Source organism: Streptomyces sp. NPDC001709 (genome assembly GCF_053596375.1).
Genome location: NZ_JBSFGB010000008.1, coordinates 65,754 through 79,397, shown reverse-complemented (window position 1 = coordinate 79,397; position 13,644 = coordinate 65,754). Strand labels below are relative to the sequence as shown.

At 72.0% G+C, this 13,644-nt stretch carries 11 protein-coding genes and 1 pseudogene; 7 read left to right on the top strand and 5 right to left on the bottom strand.

Annotated elements, in window-relative coordinates:
* Positions 1-19: 19 nt before the first annotated feature.
* On the bottom strand, positions 20-1,522 hold the full coding sequence (locus ACWC0C_RS14675; RefSeq protein ID WP_450864177.1) for a carotenoid oxygenase family protein: 1,503 nt from the start codon (positions 1,520-1,522) through the stop codon (positions 20-22).
* A gap of 66 nt (positions 1,523-1,588) precedes the next feature.
* Positions 1,589-2,515 (bottom strand): LysR substrate-binding domain-containing protein, encoded by a 927-nt coding sequence (locus ACWC0C_RS14670; RefSeq protein WP_449197063.1) that lies wholly within the window; start codon positions 2,513-2,515, stop codon positions 1,589-1,591.
* A 111-nt stretch (positions 2,516-2,626) separates the two neighbouring features.
* On the opposite strand from ACWC0C_RS14670, the gene mgrA reads away from it, so the two are divergent.
* Positions 2,627-3,619: an L-glyceraldehyde 3-phosphate reductase gene (gene mgrA, locus ACWC0C_RS14665; RefSeq protein WP_450864175.1), complete on the top strand. Its 993-nt coding sequence runs from the start codon at positions 2,627-2,629 to the stop codon at positions 3,617-3,619.
* 419 nt (positions 3,620-4,038) lie between these two features.
* On the opposite strand, the gene ACWC0C_RS14660 is transcribed toward mgrA, so the two are convergent.
* The gene (locus ACWC0C_RS14660; RefSeq protein ID WP_450864173.1) at positions 4,039-4,422 is read right to left on the bottom strand and encodes a nuclear transport factor 2 family protein; all 384 of its coding nucleotides are present in this window, start codon (positions 4,420-4,422) and stop codon (positions 4,039-4,041) included.
* A gap of 314 nt (positions 4,423-4,736) precedes the next feature.
* Here ACWC0C_RS14660 and ACWC0C_RS14655 point away from each other — a divergent pair, with 314 nt between their 5' ends.
* The 4 genes from ACWC0C_RS14655 to ACWC0C_RS14640 all read left to right on the top strand — a co-directional run bounded on the left by ACWC0C_RS14655 (position 4,737) and on the right by ACWC0C_RS14640 (position 9,206).
* The gene (locus ACWC0C_RS14655) at positions 4,737-5,147 is read left to right on the top strand and encodes a hypothetical protein (RefSeq protein ID WP_450864171.1); all 411 of its coding nucleotides are present in this window, start codon (positions 4,737-4,739) and stop codon (positions 5,145-5,147) included.
* Between the two features lie 99 nt (positions 5,148-5,246).
* On the top strand, positions 5,247-7,586 hold the full coding sequence (locus ACWC0C_RS14650; protein ID WP_450864169.1) for an FHA domain-containing protein: 2,340 nt from the start codon (positions 5,247-5,249) through the stop codon (positions 7,584-7,586).
* 37 nt (positions 7,587-7,623) lie between these two features.
* Positions 7,624-8,175: a hypothetical protein gene (locus tag ACWC0C_RS14645; RefSeq protein WP_450864167.1), complete on the top strand. Its 552-nt coding sequence runs from the start codon at positions 7,624-7,626 to the stop codon at positions 8,173-8,175.
* Entirely contained in the window at positions 8,175-9,206 is a 1,032-nt protein-coding gene (locus ACWC0C_RS14640; protein WP_450864166.1) for a protein kinase domain-containing protein, read from the top strand. Before ACWC0C_RS14645 ends, ACWC0C_RS14640 begins: the two co-directional genes overlap by 1 nt.
* Here ACWC0C_RS14640 and ACWC0C_RS14635 read toward each other — a convergent pair.
* Positions 9,203-10,471, bottom strand: coding sequence for a streptophobe family protein (locus ACWC0C_RS14635; protein ID WP_450864164.1), 1,269 nt, complete (start codon positions 10,469-10,471; stop codon positions 9,203-9,205). The two genes, ACWC0C_RS14640 and ACWC0C_RS14635, sit on opposite strands and share 4 nt — an antisense overlap.
* A gap of 189 nt (positions 10,472-10,660) precedes the next feature.
* On the opposite strand from ACWC0C_RS14635, the pseudogene ACWC0C_RS14630 reads away from it, so the two are divergent.
* Together ACWC0C_RS14630 and ACWC0C_RS14625 are read left to right on the top strand one after the other, a co-directional pair.
* Positions 10,661-11,860 (top strand): annotated as a pseudogene (locus tag ACWC0C_RS14630) (DUF6777 domain-containing protein); the annotation flags it as partial.
* A gap of 456 nt (positions 11,861-12,316) precedes the next feature.
* The gene (locus ACWC0C_RS14625) at positions 12,317-12,769 is read left to right on the top strand and encodes an ATP-binding protein (RefSeq protein WP_449197055.1); all 453 of its coding nucleotides are present in this window, start codon (positions 12,317-12,319) and stop codon (positions 12,767-12,769) included.
* Positions 12,770-12,778: 9 nt separating this feature from the next.
* Here the strand turns inward: ACWC0C_RS14625 and ACWC0C_RS14620 are convergent, their stop codons facing one another.
* Positions 12,779-13,627 (bottom strand): RNA polymerase sigma factor SigF, encoded by an 849-nt coding sequence (locus ACWC0C_RS14620; RefSeq protein ID WP_450864511.1) that lies wholly within the window; start codon positions 13,625-13,627, stop codon positions 12,779-12,781.
* Positions 13,628-13,644 lie beyond the last annotated feature (17 nt).

The window sequence follows — 13,644 nt, the reverse complement described above, 5'->3', positions numbered from 1 at the left end:
CATCCCAAACAGCGGCCGATCATGCGTCCGGAATCCAGCTGCCGTGGAAACCGAGCGGCACCCGTCCCGGCAGATGCACCCGCGCCACCGGCTCCCCGGTGAAGTCCTGGGCCGCGAGGACGACCAGGTCGGCGGCGCCCCGGTCCGGGTCGTGGACGTAGGCGATCGCATACCCGTCGTCCTCGGCCGCCCGGTGGTCGGCCGGATCCCGCGGAACGAACACCGCCTCGCCCGCCGCCGCGCCCCTCGGCAGCCGGTGCACCTGGGTGGTGCCGCGCAGCAGATCGTGCTTGACGAGCGCGTTGGAGAACGCGTCGTCGGGCGGGGTGCCACCGTCCGGTGTCAGATACGCGGCCGTCATCGCGGCGGCCGCCGCCGTGTAGCCGTAGCGGTGGCGCCGCGACACCAACGACTCGTTCACCCGCGGGAATTCCTGCGGCCGGTCGTCCAGCACCCGCTGCCGCACCCGCCCGTGGCGCAGGTCGACCGTCCAGCGTTCCAGCCGCGCGGTGCCCGTCGCGTACGGACCGCCCGAGCCACGCCCGGCGACGTGGAACGGCGCCGGGTAGGTCGTCAGGTCGACCACCACGCAGTCACCCTCGTCGTAGGCGTTGAGCGTGTGCGAGAAGAAGACGGGGTCGATCCCGAACCAGCGCACCGGCCCGCCGGTCCGCCGCATGACGCCCACGCGCGTGGGGTGCCGGCGGTTCCAGATGTACGGCACCGGGTCGCCGCGCCCGGCCGCGGCGGGGTCGAAGGTGATCGGGACGTCGATGACGACGACATGCTTCCCGGTGAGCGCGAAGTCGTGCACCATCGGCGCGTCCGGCACCGGGATCCGGGTGGTGCGGGTGACCCGCCCCGAAGGGTCCACCACCAGGTGCCGGACATGGTCCCAGGCCGGATAGTAGGCGATCGCGTGCAACTCACCGGCGTGCACGTCGAACTTGGTGTGCGCGGTGAACGCCCCCTCCAGCGTGCCCCCGAAGTCGTACGTACCCACCGTGCCCAGCTCGCCGTCGAGTTCGTACGGCAGCGGACCGCTCTCCTGCAGCGCGAGGATCCGCCCCCGGTAGGGGACCACATGCGTGTTGCACGCGAAGTCGTCCGGCGGGACCGGACCCGGGTACGGCTCGCCGAGCTTCCTCGCGACCTGCGAGGAGCGCACCCAGCGGTTGCGGTACCACTCGGCCCTGCCCTCGCGCAGCCGGACGCCGTGCACCATGCCCTCACCGAGCATCCAGTGGTGGACCCGGGGATCCTCCAGGCCGAGGACATTAGGGCCGTTGCGCAGGAAGCGGCCGTTCAGCTCGCGCGGGATGCGGCCGGTCACCGGCAGGTCGAAGGCCGTCAGTTCCTCCGTGTCCGGTGCGAACGCCCCTTCCAGAAAGGGATAATGACGTACCGTCAGCTTGCTCGCGGGACCGGCCGCAGCCGGTCCGGTGCCCAGGCCGGTGAGCGCGCCCGCCGCCGCGAGTCCGGCCGTCCCGCGCAGCACGGTCCGCCGTGTGTGTTCCGCCATGACATGTCCTCCTGACCGTCGTCGTCCTGCCGACGGTCCCGAGTCTGGTGCGGCGGGCGGCCGGAATCAGGAGGCCTGGGGCCCCTCCTGGGGTGGTGCCAGACCCCCTGTTCCGCCCCCTGTTTCCAGGAGGGCGACGAGCGCCCGGGCGGCGGGGCTGGTGGCGCGGTCCGGCGGCAGCAGGGCCACGGTCTCGTACTCCGCCTCGCCGGTGCCCTTCAGCGGCAGCGCCGTGAGCGAGGGCCGCTTGTGCCGGAAGTGCCGGGGTACGACCGCGATCCCCAGGTTCTCGTCCACCAGGTCCAGCAGGCTGTGCACGTCGTTGACCTCCAGCGCGACCGTGCGCCGGACACCGGCCGCGACGAACGCGGCGTCGGTCGTGCGGCGCGGACCCCAGTCCGGGTGGAAGTCCACGAAGACCTCACCGGCCAGGTCCTGCGGGGTCAGCACCGCGCCGGTCGAGGCCAGCCGGTGCCCGGGGTGGCACAGCACGGTCATCGGCTCGCTCGTCAGCGACACCGAACGCAGTTGGTCGGTGTCCGCCTGAGTGCGGTAGGCGAAGGCGAGGTCGAGCCGGCCGGCCCCGACCTCCTCGGCCAGCGCGCCCGAGCCGGCCTGCCGCAGCCGGATCTCCACATCCGGATGCCGGCCCCGGAACGCGGCCAGCATCCGGGCCACGTGCACCCCGGCGATGCACTGCTCGGTACCCAGCGCCAGCGTGCCGCGCAGCACGCCCTGCACCGCCGCCACCGCCTCGTGCGCCGAACGCACCTGCGCCAGGATCCGCTCGGCCTCCACCAGCAGCGCCCGCCCCGCCTCGGTGAGCGTCACCCGCCGGGTGGTGCGCACGAACAACGGCGCCCGCAGCTCCCGCTCCAGCGCCCGGATGGACGCCGAGAGACCCGACTGGGACACCATCAGGCGTTCCGCGGCCCGGGTGAAATGCTGGTCCTCGGCTACGGCGACGAAATGCTGGAGATGGCGCAGTTCCATGATTGAGAAGCCTAGCCGCACAATTCCATCGGATTCTTCTGTTGGACCGCTGCGTAAGGCTCGCGCGAGAGTGGCACCGCCAGACCGTGTGCCAACCCCTCTGGAGTCGCGTTGTACACCGCACACCCCGACCGTTACGCCGACATGCCCTACCGGCGCACCGGACGCAGCGGACTGAAGCTCCCCGCACTGTCCCTCGGCCTGTGGCACAACTTCGGCCCGGACCGGCCCGCCGAGACCCAGCGGGCCATCCTGCGCCGCGCCTTCGACCTCGGCGTCACCCACTTCGACCTCGCCAACAACTACGGCCCGCCGCCCGGGGCCGCCGAGTCCGCGCTGGGCGAGGCCCTCAGGGCGGACTTCGGGCCGTACCGCGACGAGCTGATCATCTCCACCAAGGCCGGCTACCTCATGTGGCCCGGCCCGTACGGTGAATGGGGCTCGCGCAAGTACCTGCTGTCCTCGCTCGACCAGAGCCTGACGCGGATGGGCGTGGACTACGTCGACATCTTCTACTCGCACCGCCCCGACCCGGACACTCCGCTGGAGGAGACGATGGGCGCTTTGCACACCGCGGTGCGGCAGGGCAAGGCGCTCTACGTCGGTGTCTCCAACTACTCGGCGCAGCAGACCCGCGACGCCGCCCGCATCCTGGCCGACCTCGGCACCCCGCTCCTCATCCACCAGCCGCGCTACTCGATGCTCGACCGGCGCCCCGAGGACGAGGGCCTGCTCGACGCCCTGGACGAACTCCAGGTCGGTTCCATCGTCTACTCCCCGCTGGAGCAGGGCCTGCTCACCGGCCGCTACCTGGACGGCATCCCGGAGGGCTCCCGCGCCGCGAGCGACAGCCCCTTCCTGAACTCGGACGCGGTCACCGAGGACCTCGTCGCCCGGCTGCGCGCCCTCGACAAGATCGCCGAGTCCCGCGGTCAGACCCTGGCCCAGCTGGCCCTGGCGTGGGTGCTGCGCGGCGGCCGGGTCACCTCGGCGCTGGTCGGCGCGAGCAGCCCGCAGCAGCTCGAGGACAGCGTCGGCACCATCCGCAACCTGCACTTCGACGCCGGGGAACTGGCACGGATCGACATGATCGTGAAGGGCTGAGAAGGCCGAGCGGGGTCGCGTACCGGGCGGCTCGCACAGCTTGCTCGGTGAGCTGCTCGGCGAGACCGGTGTCGATGATCCGGCCTGGGCACACGCCGAAGGCCCGCACGCCTCGGCCCGGCCCCGCCGGTGCACATCCCGGAGGCCGGGAACCCCTCCTCGCCCTCGACGCCGGCGGCGTCGTGGTGGGGGGATCCCCTCGCTGTGAACGCCCTAGCCGTCGCGGACGCACGCGGCGTGTTCTCCGGTGGTTTCACGGCCCGCGGGCGCCGGCGGACGAGCGGCCGCCCCCGCCCTGCGCCTGATGTACGCCGACTGCGCCCACCCCTGGCGGCCGAAGGAACCGGCGCGACCGTCGCGATGTCCCTGTGGCCGTACCGGGCAGGTCCAGCCACAGGGTCAGCGCCGGCCAGGCGGTGTCACGCACCCGCCGGGATCCGGTCGAGAAAGCCCAGCACCTGCCGGATGCGGCCCTCGTCGTCCAGCGTGACCACGTCGAACCCGGCGACCGGCGCCGAACCCTCGGGCTCGTTCACCAGCTCCCAGGCGAAGCGCGCGGTGTCGTGGTGCCCGTCCACCGTGCCCAGCGGGCGGAAGACGAACCCGGGGAACTGCTCGTGGACCGCCGCGATCACGGCCGCGATGCCCTCGTGGCCGCGGACGTCGGCGAGGGGGTCGGTGTAGCCGCCGTCCGTGGCCCACGCGGCGGCGACCGCCTTCTTCAGCGCCTCCGGCTCGGTGGCGTTCCAGGCCTCGAAGTAACGGGCGGCGGCGGTCTCGTAGCGGTCGGTGTTCGCGGACATGGTGAATCAGCCTCCATCGAGGTCGTAACTGCCGGTCAGATCCGGATCCGGGGCTTCGCCGATCCGGTGTGACCACCATGCCGGAGGGTCGAGGGGCGGGTCGATTACCTGCCTGGTAATGCCGAAGTCCCCGCGCACGCAGGCGTATTCCGGCCAGAACGGACGGTGAATATGCCAACAGACTGGCCGGAAACTCATGGTGACAGCGTTTCAGGAGTGGCGATACTCGAACGCCAGGGGCACTTCACCGCACAGGAGCCGCACGGAGAGCGAGGGCCAGGCCGGCAACCAGCGAGGCGACGGGGGAGTGGGACGTGCACGACGAATTCCTGTGCCATGTCACGGCGTACGGCATCTGCGACGGCCGGCGCATCGGCGTACCGCTCGGCACCTATCGCGCCCCGACGCTGGCCCTGGCTCTGTGGTGGCTGCGCGACCGGGCGTCCTGGATCGCCGAGCGCCTGGACCCGAGCCCGCAGGACCCCGCCTTCCCGACGGGAGCGCTGGTGCCGGTCGCGGACACCGTGGCCGACGTGCCCGCCCTGCTGCGCGCCTGGTGTGCCGACACCGTCCGGCAGGAGCTGGTGGCCGACGAGCTGTCCGGTGGGCGGCTGGTGCGGATCGCCGCCAGCGACGACACCACCGAGTACGAACTGCTCGCCGAGTCCGTCGACGCGCTGCGCATGCAGCGCACCCTGCCGGCGCTCGTCGTCCCCGTCGCCTGACACGTGTCCGTCCGCCGGTGGGCACGCATCTCCGGCCGCCGACGGTGACGCATCCTCGGCGCCGGGCGCACATGTGAGCGAATCGGTACAATTCTGACCATGGCGGAGCGACCGGTCGCCCCGACGGCGCCCGAACTCGTCCTGGAGACCGACACGGGTTCCACGGTGATGAGCCCGGGCCACGAGTACCACGTCGGACGCGACCCGTTGAGCGACATCGTCCTCGACGATGCCCGGGTCTCGTGGCACCACGCCGTGCTGCGCTGTTCCCACGATCACTGGACCCTGACGGACCAGCACAGCACCAACGGCACCTACGCCGATGGCCGCAGGATCGACGAGTGGGGCGTGCGCCCCGGCAGCGTGATCCGGTTCGGCAACCCCGTCGACGGCCCCCGCGCGGTCCTCGCCGGCGCCCTGCGACCCGCCCGCGACCGCCCCTCCGCGGTGTCGCTGCCCCTGCTGACCAGCACTTTCCGTCGGCCCTCCAGCGTCCGCCCGCTGCCCGCGCGCACCGTCCGCATCGGCCGGGCCGCCGAGAACGACCTCGTGGTGGACGACCTGATCGTCTCCCGCCGCCACGCCGAACTGCGCGTTCACACTGACGGCACGTACGAGATCGTCGACCTCGGCAGCCACAACGGCACCTACCTCAACGGCCGGCCCATCAGCCGCGCTCCCCTGGGCGCCGGTGACATCGTGGGCATCGGACACTCCGCGTTCTGCCTGGTCGGCGACGAACTCCAGGAGTACGTGGACACCGGCGAGGTCTCCCTTGACGTCCAGGACCTCACCGTCGCCGTCGACAGCGGCCGCAAGGTGCTCCTCGACCAGGTGTCCTTCCCGGTGGGCGAGAAGTGCCTGCTCGCCGTCGTCGGACCGAGCGGCGCCGGCAAGTCCACGCTGCTGAACGCCCTGACCGGGCAGCGCCCCGCCGACCACGGCACCGTCCTGTACGACGGCCGCGACCTCTACCGCGACTACGCCGAGCTGCGCCAGCGCATCGGCCTGGTCCCGCAGGACGACATCCTGCACGTGCAGCTGACCGTGCGCGGCGCCCTCACCTACGCCGCCGAACTGCGCTTCCCCGAGGACACCGCGAAGTCCGAGCGCCGGGAGCGGGTCGAGGAGGTCATCCGGGAGCTGGGCCTCGAACAGCGCGCCGAGCAGCCCGTGCACAGCCTCTCCGGCGGGCAGCGCAAGCGGGTGAGCGTGGCCCTGGAGCTGCTGACCAAGCCGTCCCTGCTCTTCCTCGACGAGCCCACCTCCGGCCTCGACCCCGGCATGGACCGCTCGGTGATGAACATGCTGCGCGGCCTCGCGGACGACGGCCGTACCGTCATCGTCGTCACCCACAGCGTGCTCAGCCTGGACGTCTGCGACCGCCTTCTGGTGCTGGCGCCGGGCGGCCGGACCGCCTGGTTCGGACCGCCCGCGGACGCTCTGGGCTTCTTCGGGTTCGACGAGTGGCCGGAGGCCTTCGAGGCGTTCGAGCGGGACACCGGCCGGGACTGGGCGGGGGACTACCGTGACTCGTCGTCCTACCGCAAGTACATCGCGAAGTGCAGCGCGCGGCCGCATGTGCCGCGCACCGGCCCGGTCGCGGCCGCCCCGCAGCCGAGGCCGCGCAGCTGGGGAGCCCAGTTCTCGACCCTGGTGCGCCGCTACGCGGCCGTCCTCGCCGCCGACCGCACCTTCCTCGCCATCATGATCGGGCTGCCGTTCGTCATGGGCGCGATGGCCCGGGCCGTCGCCGGCAGCAAACTCACCTTCGACACCGCGGCCAACGTGCTGCTCACCCTGTGCGTGGGCGGCGTGCTGACGGGCGCCGCCAACGCCGTGCGCGAGCTGGTCAAGGAACGTGTGATCTACCGGCGCGAGAGAGCCGTCGGCCTGCCCAGATCGGCCTACGTGATGTCGAAGGTCGTCGTCCTCGGGGTCATCACCGTGCTGCAGGCCGTCGTCCTCACCCTCGTCGGGCTGGTCGGCGTCGACCTCAACGCACCCGGCGGCGACGGAGTGCTGATGCCGCCCCTGTTCGAGATCATCGCCGCCGTGGCCATGCTCTCCTTCGCCGCGATGATGCTCGGCCTGCTGATCTCCGCGCTGGTCCGCAAGGAGGAGGTGACGATGCCGCTGCTGGTGCTGCTCACCGTCGTCCAGGTCGTCTTCTGCGGGACCCTGCTGAAACTGAACGGCGTGCTCGGTCTCGAGCAGATCGCCTGGCTGGTGCCCGCGCGGTGGGCGCTGGGCGCCATGGCCGGCACCGTCGACCTGGGCCGGATCATGCCGGGCCAGCTCACCGCGGACCCGTTCTTCCGGCACTCGGCGGGCGTGTGGCTGCGCAACATGGTCATGCTGGTGGTGCTGGCGGCCGCCTTCTGCTGCGCGCTCGGCCGGCTGCTGCGGCGGCACGAGCCCCCCGTGATGCGGAAGTAGGCGGCACGATGGCACACACGCGGAAGCAGGCGCCCCGATGATCAAAGCGCCCAGTTCCGGATTCCGGCCCACACACGTCGTGCCGCGCCGTGGCCTGCCCGCCTGGGAGGAGCCCGACCCGGCCCGGCCCACCGTGCCGCTCGATCCGCTGCTGCCGGTCGAGCTCGTGGAGCGGCGCGGCGACTGGGCGTACGTCCGCTGTTCCAACGGCTGGGGCGCCTGGGTCGACGGCCGTCGGCTCGTGTCCGTACCCGAGGAACCGCCCGCCGCCGAGGGCCCGGCCGGCACCGGCGATCCGCTGCCCCTGCTGGCCCGCGCCGCACAGGCCCTGGCCGACTACCGGTCCGCGGTGCAGGAGCTGGCGGCCGGCGCCCTGGACGGAGAGGACTTCGAGGACCGTACCCGGGACCTCAGGATCGGGATCGTGGTGGACCGGGAGTCCATGTGGCTGTACGACCCCGAGCAGGGCCGCTGGGTCTACGCCGACGGTCGGCGGCTGACCACTTACGCCACCGACCGTGAGGTCACCGGCGAGGGCGGCACCGGGCACGCCCCGACCCGGGTGGTGGCACCCGAGGGTGAGCGCTGATGGCGCGCGAGACCAGCCTGTTCTCCGGCCGTCCCTCGGAACTGATCGGCCGGCAGGTGGCGAGCTACCGGATCGAGAGCGAGATCGGGCGCGGTGGCATGGCCGTCGTCTACCGGGCCCGTGACCTGCGCCTGGACCGCACGGTCGCACTCAAGCTGCTCGCCCCCGAACTGGCCCGGAATGACACCTTCCGCAAGCGGTTCACCCATGAGTCCCAGGTGGCCGCGGCGATCGACCACCCGCACATCGTGCCGGTCTTCGAGGCCGGCGAGACCGACGGGGTGCTCTTCATCGCCATGCGGTACGTCTCCGGCAGCGATCTGCGCCGTCTCCTCGACCAGCGCGGACCGCTGCCGCTGCCGGACGCAGCGCGGATCGCCGCACAGGTGGCCTCCGCCCTCGACGCCGCCCATGAGCACGGCCTGGTCCACCGGGACGTCAAGCCCGGCAACATCCTGATCGCCGAGGGCATCGACAGCGACCACCCCGAGCACGTGTACCTCACCGACTTCGGGCTCACCAAGAAGTCGCTGTCCCTGACCGGCTTCACCAGCGTCGGCCAGTTCGTCGGCACCCTGGACTACGTGGCCCCCGAGCAGATCTCCGGCCGCCCGGTCGACGGCCGCTGCGACGTCTACGGCCTGGCCTGCGTCGTCTACGAGAGCCTCGCCGGCCGCCCGCCCTTCCTGCGCGACGACGACATGGCCCTGCTCTGGGCCCACCAGTACGACGATCCGCCCCCGCCGAGCGAGGCCCGCCCCGGCCTCCCCCCGGCCCTCGACCCGGTCTTCGCCAAGGCCCTCGCCAAGAGCCCGGATGCCCGTTACGACACCTGCCTCGCCTTCGTCGCCGCCCTGCGCGCCGGCCCGGAGTCCGCCCCCGGCCGGCCCGGCGCCCGCCCGGCGACGGAGCCCGACACGGAGACGGAGCCCGACACGGAGACGGACCACATGGTGACCGAGGCCCCGGGTCCCCCGCACTGGGCCGAGCCGATGTTCCAGGCCCCAGGGCCTGCGCCGGAGGCACCCTAAGGCCGGCCCACCTCGCCGCGTCGGTGCACCGGGCGGGCCAGCAGGGCGCCCAGGAACCCGGCGACCAGGCCCCACAGCGCGCCCAGGCCCACCGCCCGCCACAGCTGGGGCTTGAGGAACAGCTCCCCGGACAGCCCGCCGCCCAGGTCGCCGATGCCGAGCAGGGAGAGTCCGTAGTACGCCGAGACACGGCCCGTCAGGCAGATCATCAGCACCGTCAGCGCCAGTGCCACGGCCAGGTGCACGGCGTGCTGCCACAGGCGGATCCGGGCCGGTGAGCGGGCAGCCATCCGGAAGGCCACGGCCAGCAGCAGGATCACGTCCACGACCACCAGCCACCACCAGCGGCCGTCGTGGTCGGTGAGCGAGCGCAGATTCAGCGCCGAGACGTCCGGGGTGCGCAGGATCGCGTTCAGGACGTGCGGCATCGGCAGGCCGAACGGGCCGTCCACGCGGCCGTTCCAGGTCGCTCCCATGCCGAGGGTGAGGGCCAGCCAGGCCAGATTGGGCAGGCCGAGCAGAATCAGCGCGAAGGTCTCCGAGGCGTGCCCGCGGGTGGCGGCCGTGAGCAGCGCGATGACGAGGCCGACCACGACGTACGCGAGGAGCAGGTCCACCATCGCGCGCGCGGCCGGGCGCACCGACTCCTGGCACCGCAGCAGCCGCCCCGGCAGCGGCGCCCCGCGCGCGACCATCAGCGCCAGCAGCAGTACCCCGGCCAGCCACAACAGCCCGAACAGCACGGTCAGCGGCACGCTCGTGGTGAACCCGACCCTCGGCGCCGCCTCGAACAGCCCGGTCAGGTCGCTCAGCGTGCCGCTGCCCACGTCCACCGCGAAGGTCTGTCGGGCGGCGAAGGCCAGGCCGATCAGCGCCAGCAGCCACAGCACCGCGATCCGAGCGGCCCAGCCGGCCAGCTCCCCGGCCGAGGCGACCGCCCGGTGCCGCAGCGGGCGCAGAAAACCCGCGCCGATCGCCAGGGCACCGGCGAGGGTCACCGACAGCGGGATCACGGTGAGCCCGGCGTGCGTCTCCGCCAGCGCGCCCGCGTTGCCCGAGAGTTCCACGCTGCCGCCGACCGCCGTGACCAGCGTCGCGGCCACCACCCTCGGGAACGCCCCGTCCGGCAGGTCCGCCGCTCCGGCCGCCCACAGTCCGAGCGCAGCCGCCAGCACCATGACGGCCAGCCCGGTCAGCACCGCGGCCACGGCCTGTGCCCAGCCGTGACGGGAGGCAGGCTGTGCGGAGACGGTTGGAGCGCTCACGGTTGACACGCTAAACAGCGGCCGGGCACCCCGCCCGCCGGGTGGGCCGTCCGCGTCGGCTTGCGAGCTGCACCATCCTGCGGCACACAATGGGATTAACGTGCAGTCAAATGCACCAAAAAGGTACTGACCGAAAAAAGCCGCGCATTACGCCGCTCATCGCGACGATCGCGACGGAAAGAAGTGCTCGTGAGCGCCGAACCTCCGTCTGCCGGCCGCCCGACCGGCCCGCCCTCCGGCCCGCTTTCCGGCTCCTCCCGACCCCCCTCCGGACCACCGCCCGCCCAACCACCGGGCGGCGGCGCCGGATCCGAGGGGCCGCACGGGCCGTGGTGGAAGTCAGTACCGCGAGTGGCGGCCCTCACCGCCGCCCTCGTCGCCGCCGTGGTCCTCGCGGTGGTCTTCACCCGTCCGGGTGGTGGCGGCTCCACCGCCAAGGGCGGCGAGGTCTTCCTGCAGTCCGCGGCCAGCAGCGGCCAGGACCCGTTCACGCAGTCGAGCCAGAACCAGAGTTCGGCCCCGCCCCCACCCTCCGCCTCCGCCGCGCCCTCGGGCACGCCCAACGCGGTGCAGGGAGTGGACGGCGGAGCGCCCGGCCTGTACGGCGGCACCAAGAGCAAACCCGCCTGCGACGTCGAGAAGCAGATCAAGTTCCTCCAGGCAGACCCGGGCAAGGAGAAGGCCTTCGGCTCCGTGGTCGGTGTCCAGCCCTCCGGTGTGCCCGCCTACCTGCGCTCGCTGACCCCGGTTCAGCTGCGCGTCGACACCCGGGTCACCAACCACGGTTACCGCAACGGCGTCGCCACCTCCTACCAGTCGGTGCTCCAGGCAGGCACCGCCGTGCTGGTGGACAGCCACGGCGTACCCCGCGTGCGCTGCGCCTGCGGCAACCCGCTGACCCCGCCGGTCGCCCAGCAGACCGCACCGAAGCTGGTGGGTCCCCGCTGGTCCTCGTACCAGCCCTCGAACGTGGTCGTGGTGACCCCCGCGCCGACCGTCGTCAACGTCTTCGTGCTCTACGACATCCCCGACTCCAACTGGATCAGCCGTCACAGCGGCGACTTCAACTGCCGGCACGACCAGCACGCCAGGCCGCCGAAGTACCCGCACCCGTGGCACCCGCCTGTGCCGTGCCCGCCCGGGTCGCCGGGGCCCTGCCGCTCCACCTCGGGCAAGCCGAACCCGTCGACGTCGTCCTCTTCGCCGTCCTCGTCGACTTCGTCCTCGCCTTCCTCTTCGTCCTCCTCGCCTTCTTCGTCCTCGTCGCCCTCGTCGTCGAGTTCGTCCCCGTCGTCGCCCTCGTCCTCGGAGCCGTCGTCCACTTCGCCGTCGTCCTCCTCCTCGTCGGAGTCGACGCCGTCCGAGTCGTCGTCCTCGGAGTCGACGCCATCTGAGTCGACGTCGGAGTCGACACCGGCTGAGTCGACGTCGGAGTCGACACCGGCTGAGTCGACGTCGGAGTCGACGCCGTCGGAGGCGCCGTCGACCGAGACGACCTCCGAGGAGCCGTCGGCACCGTCGGCAGGCTCTCCGTCGAGCGAGCAGCAGGAGTCGCCGGAGCAGCAGCAGACGACCGAGGAGTCGAACGCCCCCGCGCCGCCGTCCTCGGAGGAGAACGTTCCCGGCCCGGCGACCCCCGAGACGCCCGAGGAGACCCCGGGTGCGCCCAGCGAGCCGGAGCAGCAGGGCACGCCCGAGCAGTGAGCGGTCCGCCCCTGTGAGCACCGTGACGATCGCCACTGTGCGAGGTCGGTGAACGGCGCGGGGGACTGCTGAGCCCGGCTCGGGGTACGAGGACGGGTGCAACAGGCGACCGGCAGGGCCGGGCTTTCCGAGAGAGACAGCATGACCAAGCACCTGGGCGGGACAGTGATACCGACTGGTTTCGACGTACCCGTGGAACCGCTGAGACGCGCGGCGCACTACACCGGCGAACCCGGATGCATCGCCGAGGCACGCGCCTTCGCGTTCCAGTTCCTGCAGCAGTTGCGCACCGAGTGGTGCGCCACCGCCGACGGCCGGGCCGACGGCGAGCTGCTCCTGCTCGTGAGCGAACTCGTCACCAACGCCGACCGGCACAGCAACGGCCCGTACATCCTGGAACTGGAAGGCACCGACAGCTCCGTCACGGTGTGCGTCTACGACAGCAGCTCCGCCCTGCCGCGCCGCTTCCCCAAGGACCCCGAACGCGTCGGGCGGCACGGTCTGGAGATCGTGTACGCCCTGGCCTCGGAGGTCAGCGCGGAGCGCGTGCCCGTGGGCAAGCGGGTGCGCGCCCGCTTCGAACTGTCGTACTGAGGGTCCGCGTCAGGCGCAGCCGAGTTCGCCGAGCATCCCTTGGCGCAGCCGGGTGATGATCCGCTTGATCAGCCGGGACACGTGCATCTGCGAACAGCCGAGCTGTTCCCCGATCTCCGCCTGAGTGGCCTCCTCGACGAACCGCAGATGGATGATCTGCCGGTCCCGCTCGCTGAGTTCGGCCATCAGCGGCGCCAGCGCGTGGAAGTCCTCGACGAGCCTCAGCCCCTCCTCCTCCACGCCGATGAAGTCGGCGAGCACCGCCTCGCCGTCCTCCGGGCCGTCGCCGGTGAGCGCGGCGTCCAGGGAGGCGGAGTTGTACCCGTTGGAGGCGAACTGGGCCTCGACCACCTCGTGCTCGGAGAGGTTCAGCAGCGTCGCCAGCTCGGCCACCGTGGGGTTCCGGTCCAGCCGGCTGGACAGCTCCTCGCGCGCCTTGGCCAGCTCCACCCGCAGCTCCTGGAGCCGGCGCGGCACGTGGACCGCCCATGTGGTGTCCCGGAAGAACCGCTTGATCTCGCCGACTATGTAGGGCAGGGCGAAGGACGTGAACTCCACCTCGCGGGCCAGCTCGAACCGGTCGATGGCCTTGATCAGACCGATCATGCCGGTCTGGACGATGTCCTCCATGTCGTCGCCGCGGCCACGGAACCGTCCGGCCGCGAACCGGACCAGCGACATGTTCATCTCGATGAGGGTGTTGCGCGCGTACTGGTACTCGAGCGTGCCCTCCTCCAGCTCGGTCAGCCGGCGGAAGAACTGGCGGGACAGCTCCCGAGCGTCACGTGGTGCGACGGACGCCGGGTCCGCGATGTACTCGGCGACCTCTGCTTCCGACCGGATCCCGGCGGTGTGCATTACCTCTCCCACGAAAG

Bases quoted from the DNA above. Each gene is read 5' to 3' on its own strand.
- ACWC0C_RS14675 (WP_450864177.1), bottom strand. From the start codon at position 1,522: ATGGCGGAACACACACGGCGGACCGTGCTGCGCGGGACGGCCGGACTC.
- ACWC0C_RS14670 (WP_449197063.1), bottom strand. From the start codon at position 2,515: ATGGAACTGCGCCATCTCCAGCATTTCGTCGCCGTAGCCGAGGACCAG.
- ACWC0C_RS14660 (WP_450864173.1), bottom strand. From the start codon at position 4,422: ATGTCCGCGAACACCGACCGCTACGAGACCGCCGCCGCCCGTTACTTC.
- ACWC0C_RS14650 (WP_450864169.1), top strand. From the start codon at position 5,247: ATGGCGGAGCGACCGGTCGCCCCGACGGCGCCCGAACTCGTCCTGGAG.
- ACWC0C_RS14645 (WP_450864167.1), top strand. From the start codon at position 7,624: ATGATCAAAGCGCCCAGTTCCGGATTCCGGCCCACACACGTCGTGCCG.
- ACWC0C_RS14640 (WP_450864166.1), top strand. From the start codon at position 8,175: ATGGCGCGCGAGACCAGCCTGTTCTCCGGCCGTCCCTCGGAACTGATC.
- ACWC0C_RS14625 (WP_449197055.1), top strand. From the start codon at position 12,317: ATGACCAAGCACCTGGGCGGGACAGTGATACCGACTGGTTTCGACGTA.
- ACWC0C_RS14620 (WP_450864511.1), bottom strand. From the start codon at position 13,627: ATGCACACCGCCGGGATCCGGTCGGAAGCAGAGGTCGCCGAGTACATC.